Source organism: Bartonella sp. AA168HLJHH, from assembly GCF_042197365.1.
GTDB lineage: Bacteria > Pseudomonadota > Alphaproteobacteria > Rhizobiales > Rhizobiaceae > Bartonella.
In genome coordinates, this window is the sequence record NZ_JBHIRS010000079.1 from 378 (window position 1) to 721 (window position 344).

At 39.2% G+C, this 344-nt stretch carries 1 protein-coding gene; it reads left to right on the plus strand.

The window, feature by feature from the left end; genetic code table 11:
- Positions 1 to 57: 57 nt before the first annotated feature.
- Positions 58 to 344: hypothetical protein (locus tag ACFINM_RS09840; protein ID WP_375641373.1), on the plus strand; the 287-nt coding region annotated here is incomplete at its 3' end.

Genomic DNA, 344 nt, shown 5'->3' on the forward strand with positions numbered 1-344 from the left:
GTCACAACTTTGAATCATCAGATTACTAAGATAAAGGACAGCAATATTGTCAAGCCAATGAATATACCATCTCAAAATGGTGATAATATTTCAGACGGCTTTCCTTTTATGAGAAGCGCATCTGCGAAAAGCTCATCTGCTGCTAGATTACCATTAGCTAATGAAGAAAAGGGAGCGTATGACGTTAGTCGTAAAGGAGTAGCGAGTAAGATTACTAATGTAGAAAACGGTGTTGTAGACGACACTTCTCAAGACGACATCAGTGAAAGCCAATTTGAGCGCGTTAGCCAAAGGGTTAGCAGTCTTGAAGAGAAGGCAAAAGATTTTGATCAGAAAGTAGACAA